The sequence below is a fragment of the Janthinobacterium sp. 75 genome, from assembly GCF_004365495.1.
GTDB lineage: Bacteria > Pseudomonadota > Gammaproteobacteria > Burkholderiales > Burkholderiaceae_D > Janthinobacterium.
The window spans coordinates 3292170-3308643 of record NZ_SORD01000001.1 but is presented as its reverse complement, the minus strand read 5'-3'; the positions used below and the strand labels follow the sequence as shown (position 1 = coordinate 3308643).

The window sequence follows — 16474 nt, the reverse complement described above, 5'->3', positions numbered from 1 at the left end:
CTGGCATGTTCGAGTAAAACAGCTGACACTTGTATAAAGGTGGCGGGGATGGGGCGTACGCTTCGTTACAATTGGCGAGAATTCATAAGTGGAAGCATAGAGGAAAAATATGTTTCTGGCTGATACATACTTGATACAAAACAAGATTTATTTCTTTACTGTGGCGCGTATTGCACAGCGGTCAGAAAAAATGGCCTAGCGCCCAGCTTTGGTGCAAAAAAATCCCCGTGCGCCACTACTGGCTGCGCAGTTCATAGTCGTATAAGATAGTCAACACGTACACCACAGGAACAGCATGGCTTATCCTATCGAACACAAACTGGTGATCGGGGTCGCTTCCAGCGCCCTGTTCGACCTGGCCGAATCGCACCAGGTCTACCTCGACAACGGCCCCGAGGAATACCGCAAGTACCAGGAAACGCATATCGACACGGTTTTGCCGCGCGGCGTGGCCTTTCCCTTCATCCGCCGCTTCCTGAACATCAACAAACACTATCCGCGCCAGTCGCCCGTGGAAGTGGTGCTGTTTTCGCGCAATTCGCCCGAAACGGGCTTGCGCGTCATGCACAGCATCGCCCACTACGGCCTGGACATTTCGCGCGCCGCCTTCATGACGGGCAAGTCGCCCTACCCCTACCTGCCCGCCTTCAACGCCTCGCTCTTCCTCAGCGCGAATGAAGACGACGTGCGCAGCGCGCTGGCCTGCAACTATCCGGCCGGGCTGGTGCTGCCGTCGCGCACGGAAGACGACGAAAACGACGAAGAACTGCGCGTGGCCTTCGATTTCGATGGCGTGATCGCCGACGACGAAGCGGAAACCGTGTTCAAGCGCAACAATGACGTCGATGAATTCCACGCCCATGAAACCCTGAACGTGGGCACGCCGCACCGCCCCGGCCCGCTGGCCGACCTGTTCCAGAAACTGGCCACCATGCAGCGCCTGGAAGAAAAGGCGCAGCGGCGCGACCCCGGCTACAAGAAGATACTGCGCATTGCCATCATCACGGCGCGCAACGCACCGTCGCACGAACGGGTCGTGACGACCCTGAAAAGCTGGGGTGTGGCGGCCGACGAGACATTTTTCCTCGGCGGTATGGACAAGTCGCGCGTGCTGGCCGTGTTCAAGCCGCATATTTTCTTTGACGACCAGCTGAGCCACCTGAAATCGGCGGGCGGCACCATCCCGATGGTGCACGTCCCCTTCGGCATTGCCAATGTCCGCGCATGATAAAACCTGCTGCGCGTCGCGCTTTGCGGCCTGCGATGCTCACTGTGCTCAAGCACAGTTGCGCTTCTCGGCCACAAATCACTGCCGCTCGCGACGGTTTTCTCAAGCGCGGAGATATAAGTGATGGTCTATAATCTCGCCTGTCGGCGCCGTCACTGGCGGCGCTGCGCGCACCACAGCTGTCCCACTCAACTGCCTCTGCCACTAGTGTCATCGCCTGCATGTCCTTAGACTTAAAAAAAGCTCTCCCCAAGCCTGGCAACCGCTACGCGCTGCCCGCCCTGTATGGTTCATCCGACGCCTATGCCCTGGCGCTGGCCGCTTTGGCCTTGAAAGCGCGGGGCCAGATGCTGGCCGTGGTGGTGGCGCAGGCCAGCGACGGACAGCGCCTGCTCGATGAAATCCCGTGGTTTGGCGGCACGGAACTGCGCTGCCATCTGCTGCCGGACTGGGAAACCCTGCCCTACGACGCCTTTTCGCCGCACCAGGACCTGGTCTCCGAGCGTCTGGCCACCCTGCACGAAATCCAGACGCGCCAGTGCGACGTGCTGATCGTGCCGGCCACCACGGCGCTGGTGCGCCTGGCGCCACCGTCCTTTTTGGCCGCCTACACCTTCTTCTTCAAGAAGGGCGAAAAGCTCGACGAAGCGCGATTGAAGTCGCAACTGACCCTGGCCGGCTACAGCCATGTCTCGCAAGTGATGTCGCCCGGCGAATACTCGGTGCGCGGCGGCCTGCTCGACCTGTTCCCCATGGGCTCGGCCCTGCCTTACCGGCTGGACCTGTTCGGCGACACCATCGAAACCATCCGCACCTTCGACGCCGACACCCAGCGCTCGCTCTACCCCGTGCACGAAGTGCGGCTGCTGCCGGGGCGTGAATTCCCCATGGACGAAGCGGCGCGCACGACCTTCCGCAACCGCTGGCGCGAGCAGTTCGAGGGCGATCCATCGCGCTCGGTCGTCTACAAGGACATCAGCAGCGGCATCGCCTCGGCCGGCATCGAATACTATCTGCCCTTGTTCTTCGAGCAGACGGCCACCCTGTTCGACTACCTGCCGCCTGACGCCTCGCTGGCCCTGGTAGGCGAGATCGATGCGGCCATCGGGCGCTTCTGGACCGATACCCAGTCGCGCTACCGTTTTTTGAAGGCGGACCGCGAGCGGCCGATCCTGCCGCCCGAAGCGCTATTCCTGTCCGACGAACAGTTCTTCGGCCTGGCCAAGCCGTATCCGCGCCTGGCCATCACGAAGTCGAACGACGCCCTGGCCTCCGAACTGTCGGCGCCCGTGCCGAACATCGCCGTCAACCGCCGCGCCGACGACCCGCTAGCCAACCTGCGCAGCTATCTGCTGCAATCGGGCCGCCGCGTGATGATCTGCGCCGAATCGAACGGCCGCCGCGAAACCCTGCAGCAGTACTTTACCGAATACGATCTGCACCTGACACCAGTGGAAGGCTGCGACGGCTTCCTGCAGTCCGACGCCAAGCTGATGCTGGGCGTGGCGCCGCTGCACGCGGGTTTCGAACTGTTTACGCCAGAAGGCAATCTGGCCTTCATCACCGAGACGGAGCTGTATGCCGGTTCCGGCCGCCGCGTCGGCACCAAGAAACAGGAAGGCGTGACGCAGGTCGAATCGATGGTGCGCGACCTGTCGGAGCTGAAAATCGGCGACCCCGTGGTGCACATCAACCATGGCATCGGGCGCTACATGGGCCTGACCAGCATGGACCTGGGTGAAGGCGAGACGGAATTTTTGCACCTGGAATACGCCAAGGACACGAAACTGTATGTGCCCGTGTCGCAGCTGCATGTGATCTCACGCTATTCGGGCGCCTCGCCGGAAGACGCGCCATTGCACTCGCTCGGCTCGGGCCAGTGGGAAAAGGCCAAAAAACGTGCAGCCGAACAGGTACGCGACACGGCCGCCGAGCTGCTCAACCTGTACGCGCGCCGCGCGCTGCGCCAGGGCCACTCCTTCGAATTCTCCGCGCACGACTACCAGCGCTTCGCCGACAGCTTCGGCTTCGACGAAACGCCGGACCAGGCCGAGGCCATCCACAACGTCATCAAGGACATGACTTCCGGCAAACCGATGGACCGCCTTGTCTGCGGCGACGTCGGCTTCGGCAAGACGGAAGTTGCCTTGCGCGCCGCCTTCATCGCCGTCATGGGCGGCAAGCAGGTAGCGATACTGGCGCCCACCACCCTGCTGGCGGAGCAGCACGCGCAAACCTTCGCCGACCGCTTTGCCGACTGGCCCGTGCGAATCGCGGAATTGTCGCGCTTCCGCAGCGGCAAGGAGATCACGCAGGCATTCAAGGGCATGGCCGACGGCACGATCGATATTGTCATCGGCACGCATAAACTGCTGTCGGACGACGTCAAATTTACCCGACTGGGCCTGGTCATCATCGACGAGGAACACAGGTTCGGCGTGCGCCAGAAGGAAGCCTTGAAGGCCTTGCGCGCGGAAGTGGACGTGCTGACCCTGACGGCCACGCCGATTCCCCGCACCCTGGGCATGGCGCTGGAAGGCTTGCGCGACTTTTCCATCATCGCCACGGCACCGCAAAAGCGCCTGGCCATCAAGACGTTCGTGCGCAGCGAGGGCGAAGCCATCATCCGCGAAGCGTGCCTGCGCGAGCTCAAACGGGGTGGCCAGATCTACTTCCTGCACAACGAGGTGGAAACCATCCAGAACCGCCTGGCCATGCTGACGGAACTGCTGCCCGAGGCGCGCATCGCCGTGGCGCACGGCCAGATGCACGAGCGCGACCTGGAAAAGGTCATGCGCGACTTCGTCGCCCAGCGTTTCAACATTTTGCTGTGCACGACGATCATTGAAACGGGCATCGACGTGCCGACGGCAAACACCATCATCATGCACCGCGCCGACAAGTTCGGCCTGGCGCAGCTGCACCAGCTGCGCGGCCGGGTCGGACGCTCGCATCACCAGGCCTACGCCTACCTGCTGGTGCACGACGTGCAGGGCCTCACGAAACTGGCGCAGCGCCGCCTGGACGCCATCCAGCAGATGGAAGAACTGGGCAGCGGCTTTTACCTGGCCATGCACGACCTGGAAATCCGCGGCGCAGGCGAGGTGCTGGGCGAGAGCCAGTCGGGCGAGATGACGGAAATCGGCTTCCAGCTGTATTCGGACATGCTCAACGAAGCCGTGCGCTCGCTGAAAGCGGGCAAGGAGCCGGACCTGGCAGCACCGCTGGCCTCGACGACGGAAATCAACCTGCACGTGCCGGCCCTGCTGCCGGCGGACTTCTGCGGTGACGTGCACGAGCGCCTGTCGATCTACAAGCGCCTGGCCAACTGCGCCACGCAGGAGAAGATCGACGATATCCAGGAAGAACTGATCGACCGCTTCGGCAAGCTGCCCGACCCCGTGAAAGCGCTGATCGAGACGCACCGCCTGCGCATTGCCGCGAAAACCGTGGGCATCGTCAAGATCGACGTGCATGGCGAGGCGGCCACCCTGCAATTCATGGCCAAGCCCCCCATCGACCCGATGCGCATCATCGACCTGATCCAGAAGAACCGCCATATCAAGCTGCATGGCCAGGACAAGCTGAAAATCACGGCCGCCATGCCCGACCTGGCCGCGCGCGTGACGCAGATCAAGACCACCATCAAGCAATTGACGGTGTAAACAATTTCGATAATCTATGCAGGACTGCCCCATGACCAACACGACTTCCATCACCATGAATCTGATCCTGCAGGGTCTCGACGGCGACATGGCCAGGCTCGATCGCATCGCCGCCCTGGCCGCGCCGACGTCCATCACGCGCCTGGGCCCAAACGCCGTGCGCTGCGAAAAGATCGCCTATTCGCCCGCGCTGCGCCCCACCATCGAGGTGGCGGCCCAGGCGGCCCAGCTGGACGCCACCTACATGATGGGCCAGCGCGAACTGAGTGAATTCAAGCTGGTGGCGATGGACATGGATTCGACCCTGATCACCATCGAGTGCATCGATGAAATCGCCGACATGCAGGGTCTCAAGCCGCAGGTGGCGGCCATCACGGAAGCGGCCATGCGCGGCGAGCTCGATTTCGCCGCCAGCTTGAAGCAGCGCGTGGCCCTGCTCGAAGGCCTCGACGCGTCGGCCTTGCAGCGCGTCTACGACGAGCGCCTGAAACTGTCGCCTGGCGCCGAAAAAATGCTGGCGGCCGTGCAGAAGGCCGGCCTGAAAACCCTGCTGGTATCGGGCGGCTTCACCTTCTTCACCGAGCGCCTGAAACAGCGCCTGGGCCTCGACTATACGCACGCGAACGAGCTGGAAATAGTCGATGGCAAGCTGACGGGGAAAGTGTTAGGGGGCATCGTCGATGCCGAGGAAAAGCAGCGCACGGTGGAGCGCGTATGCGCGGAGCTGGGCATTACGCCATCGCAGGCCATCGTCATGGGCGACGGCGCCAACGACTTGAAAATGATGGGCATCGCCGGCCTGTCGGTCGCCTTCCGCGCCAAGCCCGTGGTGCGCTCGCAGGCCGATGTGGCGCTGAACTTTGTGGGTCTCGATGGCTTGCTGAACGTATTGACCTGACTTGGCGCCTGGTGGTGCGCGCACGATCGCATATTTTTGCTATATTGCAAACTTGTGATTACCAAGCTTGCCCACCGTGAAAGAACACCGCATGCCGCCATCGCTGCCAGAAGAGGTACAACGCCATCTGGACTTGTTTGTCGCCGCCGCGCAAACGGCATTCGGGGATGACCTTGTCGCCGCCGTGCTGTTTGGCTCGGCCGCCGACGGCCAGCTACGCGCCACGTCCGACGTCAACCTGCTGTTGCTGCTCAAGCGCTTTGCGCCGCCAGCGGCCGATGCGCTGCGCGGGCCCTTGCGCATGGCGCACGCCGCCATCGATTTGCAAGTGATGTTCCTGCTTGAAAACGAATTGACGGATGCGGCCGACGCCTTCGCCGTCAAGTTTGCCGATATTATTGCGCGCCATCAAGTGCTGCTGGGCAATGATCCCTTCGCCAGCCTGCATACCAGCCGCGACGCCGTGCTGCGCCGGCTGCGGCAAGTGCTGCTGAACCAGCAAGTGCGCATGCGCGAACGCTATCTGCTGCTCAGCCTGAACGAAGAACAGCTGGCCGGCGCCATCGCCGACGCTGCCGGCCCGCTGCGCTCGGCCGCAGCGTCGCTGGCGCAGCTCGATGGCCGGGCGCCGCTATCTGGCAAGCAAGCGCTCGAAGCGTTTGTCGACCAGCTGGGCGAACCTGCCCTGTACTCTGCCTTGCAAGCCATGTCGACGGCGCGCGAAACGGCGCGCCTGGCGCCGGGCCAGGCCCTGCCCGCCTTTACTGGCCTGATGACCATTACCGAACGCTTGCGCGAGCACGCGGAGCACATGCAGTGAAGGGCGCGAATCCGTTTGACTGGAGCGGGCCGTGGTTCCTGCTGGCCTACCTGGTTTTCGGCCTGCTCGTGTACTACCTCGCGCGCGAATTGCTGATACGCCAGGAATTGCGCAATCCGCACGCCCGGCTCACGCTGGCCGATGACCCTTACCGCATCGCCTTCCTGCGCGGCGGCGCCCTCGAAGCGGTGAAAATTGCCGCGATCGTGCTGGTCGACCGCGGCTTGCTGCGCGCCCAAGGTCCGCTGCTGGAAACGGCCAGCGCCGACAGCCTGCGCTTCGCCAGCCATGACATCGAACGCGACGTGCTGCGGCTCTACCTGGGCCGCCAGGGCCACAGCAAGGAACTGGCTGTGCAGGCCGACACGCTGCCTTCGTGCCGCGCCTACCAGGACAGCTTGACGCAGCAGGAATTGCTGCTCGGCCCGCCGCTGCTGCGCCGGCGCGAACGCATCACCTGGGTCGCACACTACCTGCTGCTGACGGTGGCCGCCGTCAAGGCCGTCATCGCCATCGGCAACGGTCACTACAACCTGCTGTTCCTGGCACTGCTGCTGGCGATATTTTTGCTCAAGCTGCGCGGCTTGCGCAAGCGAACGGCCAGCTGGGGCGCGCAGCGGCTGCTGACCGACCTGCGCATGCTGTTTGGCCGCCTGAACATGCGCGCATCACGCCTGCAGGCGGGCAGCAGCAGTGGCGACATGGCACTGCTGGCCGCCATCTTCGGCATCGGCGCCCTGCCGCCGTCGGAGTACGCGTATGTCGCCGAGCTGTACCCCGTGCCCCGGCAAAGCACGGGCGGCGACGCGTCGTCCGGCGGCACGGGCGACTCGGGCGGCTCCTCCTCGGGCGGCGACGGCGGCGGCTCTTCGTGCGGCAGCGGCTGCGGAGGTTGCGGCGGTGGCGGCGGCTGTGGCAGCTAGCAAGGGGGCCGCACGCGACCGCGTCGGCCTGGGCTGGCGCGGCGAACTGGCTGCCGGCATCCTGTCCAACCTGGCGCAGATCGACATACTGGAAGTGATCGCCGACGATTATTACCACGCCCCGCGCGCAGGCATCGCCGCCCTGTGCAGCCTGGCGCGCCAGGTGCCGCTCAGCCTGCACGGCGTGGGCATGGGGCTGGCGTCAAGCATTCCCGCCGACCCGCGCCGCCTGCATGCGATGGCGCGCCTGATGAAGACGGTACAGGCGGAGTCATGGTCCGAGCATCTGAGTTTCGTGCGCGCGGGCGGCGTCGAAATCGGCCATCTGGCGGCGCCGCCGCGCACGCCGCACAACGCCGCCGGCGCCGTGGCCAATATCGCGCTGGCCACCCGCATCGTCGGCAGCGCGCCGCTGATGGAAAACATCGCCACCCTGGTCCAGCCTCCCGCCAGCACGATGGCCGAAGCCGCATGGCTGGCGCAGATTATCCACGGCGCGCAAGTGCCGCTGCTGCTGGACCTGCACAACCTGTATGCGAATGCCGTCAATTTTGGCGAGGCGCCGGAGGAACTGCTGCTGCGCCTGCCCCTGGCCAGGGTCGGCGCCGTGCACCTGAGTGGCGGCCACTGGATAGCCGCGCCGGGCGGCGCTGGCAAGCGCTTGCTGGACGACCATCTGCACGATGTACCGCCCGCCGTCTTCGCTTTATTGACCTTGCTGGCGCGCCATGCGCCGCAGCCCCTGACGGTGATCGTCGAACGCGACGGCAATTACCCGTCGTTCGACCATGTGCTGGGTCAGCTGGAACTGGCGCGCGCTGCCTTGCGCGCGGGGCGGTGCGCATGAGTTCCGCCGCACTGGAAACCTATTTGGCAAGGCTGTACACGGACGACGCCCTGCGTGCTGCCTTCCTGCTCGAACCCCGGATGCAAGCTTTGCTGCACGGCTTGTCTCAGCAGGAAGCCGAGGCGATGGTGGCGATGGACCTCATCGGCCTGCAAATGGCGGCGGCCAGCTATCGCGCCAAGCGCGCCGGGCGCGCCGAATGCGGCCCCAAGGCCACGCCGGCGCAACGCTGGTGGCGACGGCTGCTGCAAGTCTGGCGCTGACGGCCCGCGACAGCGACTACAACTGCCACAGTCGCAGCGGCAGCAAGCCCCACCAGGCCAGCACCAGCAGCAGTTGCAATGCCGCCAGCAAGCCTACCCAATCCCATTTCGCCCACGAGCCGGCCTCGGCCGCCGTGCCGCGGCTGCGCCAGCAGCGCGCCAGGCCAAACGCCATGGCCAGCGGCAGCGCACCCGTGACCAGCGCCAGCAGCACGCTGGCGACAGTGACATCGCCCAGGCGCAGGTAAGACTGAAAATAGAACAGCGGCAGAGGCAAGAGCAGCGACAACAGCGACAGCAGGGGCGCGAACAGATGGTCGCCCCGTCGCAGGCTGCGCAGTGCGGCGCGCCAGACGCCCACCACCAGCACATACAGCAAGCCCGCCATGCCCAGGGCCAGGCTGCCCCACAAGACCAGCATGCGCAGCATCGACACCCGCTCATAGCTGCGCAAGCCGTCGCTGAGGATATGCTTGCCATCCTCTTGCATCAGCACATGCGACGCGGTGCTGCGGTCGCTGGCGCGGAACAGCAAGCCGCCCACCGGTTCCAGTTCCTTCGGCTCGCCCTGGAACGGGATCAGGAACAGCGACTCGCCATCCCATTTCAGGCGCGTAAAGCCGAAGACGGCATCGACCCAGGCCATGCTGGCCATGGGGCTGGGCGACGGCACGTACACACCCTGCCAGTTTTCCACCGTGGGGGCGGGCGTGCCCTGCGGAGCCGGCGCGCGCAGCGGCAGCTCCAAGTCCCGCAGCAGCAGGCGGTTGAAGCGTTCATAGTCGGCCTGCTCGGCATCCGTATTGAAGGCCACGAAGAAGGCGCTGTCCTGCTCCGGGTAGATGCACAGCATGGCGCGGAAACCCACGGCCGTGCCGGGGTGGCAGGCGCCCACCACATTATGGCGGTCGCGTACGGCCAACGCCAGGCCGTGGCCCGTTGCCAGGCCCGCCTGCGCCGCATCCGTGCCGGCCGGTTCGGACAAGGCGCCCATCAGCGCCAGGTCGATGAAGCGCTTGCCCTGCAGCTTGCCTTCGCCCATCAGGAATTGCGCCAGCTTGCCCATGTCGGCCGCCGTGGTGGTAAATTGCGCGGCCGGACGCAAATACTGCGGCACGGCCGGTTGCGCCACGCCATGCTCGAAGTGGCCCATGGCCAGGCGCGGATCCGCATGCGCGCCTGTCTGCGTGACGAAGCCAAACGTGCTGTCCGCCATGCCCAGCGGCTGCAGCAGCTGCGCATCGAGATAGCGTTCGTAGGGCTGGCCCGTGACTTTTTCGATCACCATGCCCAGCAAGCCATAGCCCATATTGGAATACGCATAGCGGCTGCCGGGCCGGGCGCGCACGCGCAGCAGATTGCCGTCGCCGTCAAACGCCTCGGCCAGCGGCGTTTCCGGTGCCGGGTTCAGGCTGAACGCCTGCCAGAAGCGCACATTGTCCAGGCCGGACGTATGCGCCAACAGGTGACGGATGCGCACGGGGTCGCTGGTCTGCCACGGGTTTTTCAGCGCCAGTTCCGGCAGCACCTGCTGCAAGGGCGTGTCGAGCGTGAGCCTGTCTTCGCTGACCAGGCGCAAGACGCCTAGCGCCAGCGCCACCTTGCCCACGGAACCCACCTGCACGCGCGTGTCCGCCTGCATGGGCAATTTCTTGGCGACATCGCGCTGACCGGACGCGCCAACTTTGACTGTCCCATCTGGCAAGACTTCGCTCCAGACGGCGCCCGCCAGGCCCTCTTCCTTCAAACCAGAAACAAACTCCGCCTCCAGCGTAGGGCCGGCGGCATGGGCCACCGTGGCGCACAGCAGCAAGGCCGGCAAAGCGCAGCGCAGCCATGATCCGGCGCGTACGGCCAAGGTGGGATGTGGATCTGCTTTCAACAATGTATTCCGCCTTTTTCATGGATTGCGCTCCTGCGCAACAGAGCTTGTTACAATAAAAACCTGATTCAAACATCCAGCAGGAGCCTGCATGTCACAAAATATGATTCTCGATACCCCACTCCAGCAGACCAGGAACCTGGCCTGGTGGCTGTACCTGATACATGGCGCCAGCTTTGTTTTTTCGCTGGGCGCGTTTTCCTTCATTCCGCTCATCATCAATTATGTGAAACGGGACGAGGCGGCCGGGACCTTCGTGTACAGCCATCACAGCTGGATGATCCGTTCCTTCTGGTGGTATGTGGCCTGGATCGTCGTCGGCGCCATCCTGTGGATCACGCTGATTGGCATTCCGCTGGCGCTCGTCGTGTGGGGAGTGGCCTGGCTGTGGAAAGCCTACCGCTTGCTGCGCGGCTTCCTCGACCTGAACAACAACACCCCCGTCCCCATGTAAAAGGTGCTTCGCGGCAAGCCAACGGCTTGCCGCTTCCTACATCGCCGCGAACGCCCGTTCGATATCGGCAATCAAATCCTGCGGATCTTCCAGCCCCACGTTCAGGCGCACCAACTGACCCGGCAACTGCCAGCCCTTGCGCATGGCGGCGATACGGTAGGGCATCACCAGGCTGTTCGCGCCGCCCCAGCTGTAGCCTATCTTGAACAACTGCAAGGCATCGACGAAACGGTCAGTATGTGCCTCCGTGTAGCGGGCATCGAACAGCACGGAAAACAGGCCTCCCGCGCCCGTGAAATCGCGCTGCCAGATGGCGTGGCCCGGGCAATCGGCGAAAGCCGGATGCAACACGGTGGCGATCTCGCTGCGGTCCTTGAGCCAGCTTGCCACCGTGCGCGCGCCCGCATCATGGGCATCGAAGCGCAGCTTCATGGTCGGCAAGCCGCGCAGCACCAGGTAGGCATCGTCCGCCCCCACGCCCATGCCAAGGCGCATGTGCGCCTGCGCCAGGCGCTCATGCAGCGCCCTGTCCCGCGTGATCAAGGCGCCCATCAGCACATCCGAGCCGCCCGACTGGTATTTCGTCAGCGCCTGCATGATGATGTCCACGCCCAGGTCAAAGCCGCGCAGGGTCAGTCCGGCCGACCAGGTGTTGTCCAAAGCCACCAGCACGCGGCGCGCATGGGCGGCCGCGCAAATGGCGGGCAAGTCCGGCACTTCCATGGTCACGGAGCCTGGCGCTTCCGTCCAGATGAGCTTGGTATTCTCCTGAATCAGGGCGGCGATGCCGGCACCGATCAGCGGATCGTAATAGCGGGCCGTGATGCCAAAATCCTGCGCCAGCCAGCGTCCCAGTTCGCGGTTCGGGTTATAGATGTTTTCCGGCAGTAAAACGTCGTCGCCCGTTTTCAGCAGGGCAAAGTCCGCCATGGCGATGGCCGCCAGCCCCGACGGCGCCAGCAGGCAGTGCTTGCCCCCTTCGATTTCGGCCAGCCGCGCTTCCAGCGTGAACGTGGTGGGCGTGCCGTGCAAGCCGTAGGTGTAGGCGTTCTTTTCTTTCCAGTCGCCCGAACGCATGGCGGCCACGTCCTTGAACAGCACGGTCGATGCATGGTGGATGGCGTTGGGAAAGGCGGCAAAGCCTTGCGGCGCCTGGTAATCGCTGTGGATCAGCGCCGTCTGGGGAGATTTGGGTGTGGTCATGGCGTCGGCATCGAATCGTAGGCAAATAAAAAGGCGGGCCAGCAATTGCTGATCCGCCTTGATTGTAAGGGCTTATGCCCTTGCCTGCCGTACGTCTGACAGAGTGTTACACCTGCATAAAAAACGTTCAGGCCAAGGCGCGCTGCCGAAGACAGTACTTTACTGTACGGCAAGGCAGCGCAACGCAGGCATGGACGTTTTTTACTCGGCGGCGCCCCACAGGTCGTGCGCATCGGCCGACGTGATTGTCACGTCGACGAATTGACCGACCGCCAGCTTGCGGTGGGGTTCGAATGGCGGCTTCACGTACACGACGCCGTCGATTTCCGGCGCGTCGGCGGACGAGCGGCCCACGCCGCCGGAGCGGGTGACTTCATCGATGAGCACGCGCACGGTCTTGCCGACCTTGGCTTGCAGGCGTTTTTTCGAAATTTCTTCCTGCAGCAGCATCACGCGGCCGCGGCGCTCTTCGCGCAGCTCTTCCGGCACGGGATTGGCGATGGCGTTGGCGGTCGCGCCTTCGACAGGCGAGTAGGCGAAGCAGCCCAGGCGGTCGATCTGCGCTTCCTTGAGGAAATCGAGCAAATACTCGAATTCCTCTTCCGTTTCGCCAGGGAAACCGGCGATGAAGGTCGAGCGGATGGTCAGGTCCGGGTTGATGGCGCGCCAGGCCTGGATGCGATCGAGGTTTTTCTCGCCGCTGGCCGGGCGCTTCATGCGTTTCAACACGTCAGGATGCGCATGCTGCATCGGAATGTCCAGGTATGGCAGGATGTGGCCGCCGCTCATCATCGGGATGATCTGGTCCACGTGCGGGTAGGGATACACATAGTGCAAGCGCACCCAGGCGCCGTAGGACTTGGCCAGTTCGCCCAGCGCTTCCGTCAGCTGCGTCATGTGGGTCTTCACGGGACGGCCATTCCAGAAGCCGGAACGGAATTTCACGTCCACGCCATACGCCGAGGTGTCTTGCGAAATGACCAGCAATTCCTTGACGCCGGCCTTGAACAGGTTTTCCGCTTCGATCATCAGTTCGCCGATCGGACGCGACACCAGATCACCGCGCATCGACGGGATGATGCAGAAACTGCAACGGTGGTTACAGCCTTCGGAAATTTTCAGGTAGGCATAGTGCTTCGGCGTCAGCTTGACGCCTTGCGGCGGCACCAGGTCGAGGAATGGCGCATGCGGTTTCGGCAGGTGCAAGTGGACGGAATCCATCACTTCGGCCAGCGCGTGCGGACCCGTGACGGACAGCACTTTCGGGTGCACCTTCATGATGATGTCGTCGCCGGCAGCATCTTTCTTGGCGCCCAGGCAGCCGGTCACGATGACCTTGCCGTTTTCAGCCAGCGCTTCGCCGATGGCGTCGAGCGACTCTTGCACGGCAGCATCGATAAAACCGCAGGTATTGACGATCACCAGATCGGCGCCAGCGTAGGATTTCGCCGTTTCGTAGCCTTCGGCGCGCAGTTGGGTCAGGATTTGTTCGGAGTCAACCAGCGCTTTCGGGCAGCCGAGCGAGACAAAGCCCACTTTCGGCGCCGCACCTGGCATGGCCAGCATGGCCTCGGGCTGGGCGGAAGGAACAGGAATACGGTGAATTTCAGACATAGTTGGCAGCTAGTAAAATGGTGAGGCGAATCGGCTATTGTACCCCGAGCCGCCCCTTGCTGGCAGAACTATGCTGTTTTGATGACGCCAATACAACTCCCGGGCACTGAATGGCCCGTGAGTGCCTGGGTTTGACTACTTCTTGTCCGTTGGGGGAACAGGTGGAACGAAGGGGAAGGTGCCGAACAGATTCTTGCTCTGGCTCTGCATCTGCTCCTGCATCTGCACGAACAGACTCTTGCTCTGGTCGATGTAGTTGTTCATCATGCCTTGCATCATAGGACCCTGAACATTCATGAACTGGGTCCACATTTCCGGGCTGAATGGCTTGCCTTCGAAACTGCCGGCCGACGTGCCAGTGAACTTGTGCTGGATATCGGTGAACGCTTGCACGTTCTTTTCCAGGTAGGATCCCATCATGCCCTGCATGGCGTGGCCATAGTAGCGGATGATCTGCGACAACACGCTGCTCGAGAACATGGGCGCGCCGTTCGCTTCTTCTTCCAAAATGATTTGCAGCAAGATGCTGCGCGTCAAGTCTTCATTGGACTTGGCATCGACGACCGTAAACACTTCATTGTCCAGCACCAGCTGCTTGACGTCCGTCAAGGTGATGTAGGAACTGGTTTGCGTGTCATACAGACGGCGGTTGGGATATTTTTTAATCAGGCGGTCTATACTTTTTTTTGCACTACTCATCACAAGTTCCACTTATTGCGCCACAGCGCGTACAGAGTTAATCCGAAAAAAAAGCGAACGTGGGTCCGCTTTCGCACCTGCCTACTTTTTCCATTATAGAGTGGAAAACGGCTCCATTGCACATCAGGGTAGTAGATTCCCGCATTTATTGCAACGCAACTAAAAGTAGATTCCTGACAAGACCGGAGATTACGCCGGTCTTGCCTGGCGAGAAGCTTTTACACACTAATCTGCCCTGACTTTAACATACCGTCCTGGCGCCGCCTCGATTGCCGCGTGCCGCTTGTTGCCCGGCTTGCCTGGCGCCTTCACCTGCGCGCCGCCGTGCTCGGCCAGGAAGGCTGCCCATTCGGGCCACCAGCTGCCCACGTGCTCGGTCGCGCCTACCATCCATTGCTCGGCGCTCAATGGCTTGGCTTTCGCCGTGCGTGGCTGGTCATTGCTCCAGTAACTGCGCTTTTTCTTCGCGGCCGGGTTGATCACGCCGGCGATATGGCCCGAGGCACCGAGGATGAAACGGTTGGCTTTCGGCTTTTTCGGATTCAGCAAGGCCGTGCTGGCGTAGGCTGCGCCCCAGGGCACGATATGGTCTTCGCGCGAACCGTAGATGAAAGCGGGCGCGTCGATGCTGCTCAAGTCGACCTGTTCGCCGGCCACCGTCAGCTTGCCCGGCACTTTCAGGCTATTTTCCAGGTAAGTGTTGCGCAGATACCAGCAGAACATGGGGCCGGGCAAACCCGTGCCGTCGCCGTTCCAGTACAGCAAGTCGAACGCGGGCGGCTCCTTGCCTTTCAGGTAATTCGACTGCACGTAGTTCCATACCAGGTCGTTCGGCCGCAGGCTGGAGAAAGTGCTGCCCAGGTCGCGCCCCGTCATCAGGCCGCCCTTGGCCAGGCTTTGCTCGCGCAACGCCACTTGCGGCTCGTCAATGAAGACGTCGAGCGCGCCCGCGTCGCAGAAATCGAGGAAAGTGGTCAAGAGGGTCAGGCTGGCGGCTGGATTCTCACCCCGCGCCTTGAGCACGGCCAGCGCCGTCGAGACGATGGTGCCGCCCACGCAAAAGCCGAACATATTGAGCTTGTCCTGGCCGGAAATGTCCTGCGTCACCCGGATGGCTTCGATCACGCCTTGCTCGACGTAATCGTCCCACGTCAGGTGCTGCATGCTCAAGTCCGGATTGCGCCAGGACATCAAAAACACGGTATTGCCCTGCTCCACCGCATAGCGCACGAGCGAGTTTTCCGGCTGCAAGTCAAGGATATAGAATTTATTGATGCACGGCGGCACCATCAGCAGCGGCCGCTGGTGTACCGTGGCCGTCGTCGGCGTGTACTGGATCAGCTGGAACAAGGCGTTTTCAAACACCACCGTGCCCGGCGTGGTGGCCACGTTGCGGCCCACTTCGAAGGCCGATTCGTCGGACTGCGAAATGCGGCCCTTGCCCATATCGGACAGCATGTTGCTCAAGCCCTTGGCCAGGCTTTCACCCTTGGTCTCGATCAGGGTTTGCTGGGCGTCGGGATTGGTGGCAAGAAAATTGGCAGGCGACATGGCATCGACGATTTGCTGCACGGCAAACGCGATCTTTTGCTTCTGGTGCGGCGTCGCTTCCACGGCATCGGCCATGGCGCTGAGAAACTCCGCGTTCAGCAAATAGGCTGCCGCATTGAAGGCCGACAGGGGGCTGGCGTGCCAGGCGGGAGCGGCGAAACGGCGGTCTTTCAGCTCCGGCGCCTTGCCGGCCATAAAGTCAGTCCACAAGCCCGTCAGCTTGGCCACATAATCATTTTTCAGTTGCTCGATCGCTTCCGGCTTGATGCTGGCGCCCGCATCCTGCAAAATGCCGGCAATCGGATTGCCGGCCGGCTGCGGTACCATGTTGAACCACGTTTTCCACTGCTCAGGATTGCTGATCTGCGCCATCCATTCCTTGGTCATCATTTGAGGATCGGGCATATTCATAAAATGTAAGTCCATT

Annotated in this window: 13 protein-coding genes; 8 read left to right on the top strand and 5 right to left on the bottom strand. The window is 62.7% G+C overall.

From position 1 onward, the window contains the following. Window positions 1-295: 295 nt before the first annotated feature. The 7 genes from C8C89_RS15165 (at window position 296) to C8C89_RS15135 (ending at window position 8644) form a co-directional block, all read left to right on the top strand. The gene (locus C8C89_RS15165) at window positions 296-1228 is read left to right on the top strand and encodes a 5'-nucleotidase (protein ID WP_101481718.1); all 933 of its coding nucleotides are present in this window, start codon (window positions 296-298) and stop codon (window positions 1226-1228) included. 221 nt (window positions 1229-1449) lie between these two features. Beyond that, window positions 1450-4893, top strand: coding sequence for a transcription-repair coupling factor (gene mfd / locus C8C89_RS15160; RefSeq protein WP_101481719.1), 3444 nt, complete (start codon window positions 1450-1452; stop codon window positions 4891-4893). Window positions 4894-4948: 55 nt separating this feature from the next. Next, complete coding sequence (serB, locus tag C8C89_RS15155; protein WP_133993419.1) at window positions 4949-5791, top strand: phosphoserine phosphatase SerB; 843 nt, start codon at window positions 4949-4951, stop codon at window positions 5789-5791. A 91-nt stretch (window positions 5792-5882) separates the two neighbouring features. Beyond that, window positions 5883-6611 carry a nucleotidyltransferase domain-containing protein gene (locus C8C89_RS15150; protein ID WP_133990741.1) on the top strand — a complete coding sequence of 243 codons (729 nt, stop codon included), beginning with the start codon at window positions 5883-5885 and terminating at the stop codon, window positions 6609-6611. Then, window positions 6608-7534, top strand: coding sequence for a TIGR04222 domain-containing membrane protein (locus C8C89_RS15145; protein ID WP_133990739.1), 927 nt, complete (start codon window positions 6608-6610; stop codon window positions 7532-7534). Before C8C89_RS15150 ends, C8C89_RS15145 begins: the two co-directional genes overlap by 4 nt. Further along, the gene (locus C8C89_RS15140) at window positions 7524-8381 is read left to right on the top strand and encodes a DUF692 family multinuclear iron-containing protein (RefSeq protein ID WP_166674756.1); all 858 of its coding nucleotides are present in this window, start codon (window positions 7524-7526) and stop codon (window positions 8379-8381) included. Before C8C89_RS15145 ends, C8C89_RS15140 begins: the two co-directional genes overlap by 11 nt. Continuing rightward, complete coding sequence (locus C8C89_RS15135) at window positions 8378-8644, top strand: hypothetical protein (protein ID WP_133990735.1); 267 nt, start codon at window positions 8378-8380, stop codon at window positions 8642-8644. Before C8C89_RS15140 ends, C8C89_RS15135 begins: the two co-directional genes overlap by 4 nt. 16 nt (window positions 8645-8660) lie before the next feature. Here the strand turns inward: C8C89_RS15135 and C8C89_RS15130 are convergent, their stop codons facing one another. Beyond that, window positions 8661-10526 (bottom strand): serine hydrolase domain-containing protein, encoded by a 1866-nt coding sequence (locus C8C89_RS15130; RefSeq protein ID WP_166674755.1) that lies wholly within the window; start codon window positions 10524-10526, stop codon window positions 8661-8663. A gap of 91 nt (window positions 10527-10617) precedes the next feature. Here C8C89_RS15130 and C8C89_RS15125 point away from each other — a divergent pair, with 91 nt between their 5' ends. Further along, window positions 10618-10980 carry a hypothetical protein gene (locus C8C89_RS15125; protein ID WP_133990732.1) on the top strand — a complete coding sequence of 121 codons (363 nt, stop codon included), beginning with the start codon at window positions 10618-10620 and terminating at the stop codon, window positions 10978-10980. A gap of 36 nt (window positions 10981-11016) precedes the next feature. Here the strand turns inward: C8C89_RS15125 and C8C89_RS15120 are convergent, their stop codons facing one another. The 4 genes from C8C89_RS15120 to phaC form a co-directional block, all read right to left on the bottom strand. Continuing rightward, entirely contained in the window at window positions 11017-12183 is a 1167-nt protein-coding gene (locus C8C89_RS15120) for a cystathionine beta-lyase (RefSeq protein ID WP_133990730.1), read from the bottom strand. Window positions 12184-12384: 201 nt separating this feature from the next. Then, entirely contained in the window at window positions 12385-13740 is a 1356-nt protein-coding gene (gene rimO, locus C8C89_RS15115) for a 30S ribosomal protein S12 methylthiotransferase RimO (RefSeq protein ID WP_133993417.1), read from the bottom strand. 192 nt (window positions 13741-13932) lie between these two features. Beyond that, complete coding sequence (gene phaR / locus C8C89_RS15110; RefSeq protein WP_010399000.1) at window positions 13933-14496, bottom strand: polyhydroxyalkanoate synthesis repressor PhaR; 564 nt, start codon at window positions 14494-14496, stop codon at window positions 13933-13935. A gap of 225 nt (window positions 14497-14721) precedes the next feature. Further along, complete coding sequence (gene phaC / locus C8C89_RS15105; RefSeq protein WP_166674754.1) at window positions 14722-16458, bottom strand: class I poly(R)-hydroxyalkanoic acid synthase; 1737 nt, start codon at window positions 16456-16458, stop codon at window positions 14722-14724. Window positions 16459-16474: the final 16 nt, after the last annotated feature.

What these genes read in the sequence shown, in the direction of transcription:
- C8C89_RS15165 (WP_101481718.1), top strand. Translation starts at nt 296, where the DNA reads ATGGCTTATCCTATCGAACACAAACTGGTGATCGGGGTCGCTTCCAGC.
- mfd (WP_101481719.1), top strand. Translation starts at nt 1,450, where the DNA reads ATGTCCTTAGACTTAAAAAAAGCTCTCCCCAAGCCTGGCAACCGCTAC.
- serB (WP_133993419.1), top strand. Translation starts at nt 4,949, where the DNA reads ATGAATCTGATCCTGCAGGGTCTCGACGGCGACATGGCCAGGCTCGAT.
- C8C89_RS15150 (WP_133990741.1), top strand. Translation starts at nt 5,883, where the DNA reads ATGCCGCCATCGCTGCCAGAAGAGGTACAACGCCATCTGGACTTGTTT.
- C8C89_RS15135 (WP_133990735.1), top strand. Translation starts at nt 8,378, where the DNA reads ATGAGTTCCGCCGCACTGGAAACCTATTTGGCAAGGCTGTACACGGAC.
- C8C89_RS15125 (WP_133990732.1), top strand. Translation starts at nt 10,618, where the DNA reads ATGTCACAAAATATGATTCTCGATACCCCACTCCAGCAGACCAGGAAC.
- C8C89_RS15120 (WP_133990730.1), bottom strand. Translation starts at nt 12,183, where the DNA reads ATGACCACACCCAAATCTCCCCAGACGGCGCTGATCCACAGCGATTAC.
- rimO (WP_133993417.1), bottom strand. Translation starts at nt 13,740, where the DNA reads ATGCCAGGTGCGGCGCCGAAAGTGGGCTTTGTCTCGCTCGGCTGCCCG.
- phaR (WP_010399000.1), bottom strand. Translation starts at nt 14,496, where the DNA reads ATGAGTAGTGCAAAAAAAAGTATAGACCGCCTGATTAAAAAATATCCC.
- phaC (WP_166674754.1), bottom strand. Translation starts at nt 16,458, where the DNA reads ATGAATATGCCCGATCCTCAAATGATGACCAAGGAATGGATGGCGCAG.